Annotated in this window: 1 pseudogene; it reads left to right on the top strand. The window is 57.8% G+C overall.

The features are described from left to right. A pseudogene (locus tag SB765_RS33570) lies at positions 1-237 on the top strand (amino acid ABC transporter substrate-binding protein); the annotation flags it as partial.

Below are 237 nucleotides of genomic sequence, written 5' to 3'. Positions count from 1 at the left end.
CAAGGCGCGCGCCGAGGTGTTTGATTTCCCGGTGGAGTACTACGCCTCGCCTGCGGTGATCGTGGTCAACGCCAAGGACGAACACATCCATTCGGCCAAAGACCTGGACGGCCTGAAGGTCGGCCTGACCAGCGCCTCGAGCTACGAGAGCTACTTGAACAAGAACCTGGTCATCGAGGGTGATGAGGACAAGAAGATCGACTATCCCTTCGAGATGGTGCAGATCGCCCCTTATGA

The sequence above is a fragment of the Pseudomonas sp. SIMBA_067 genome, from assembly GCF_046534675.1.
GTDB lineage: Bacteria > Pseudomonadota > Gammaproteobacteria > Pseudomonadales > Pseudomonadaceae > Aquipseudomonas > Aquipseudomonas putida.
Note: the sequence above shows the minus strand (reverse complement) of the source record. Positions and strands in the feature narration are given on the sequence as shown.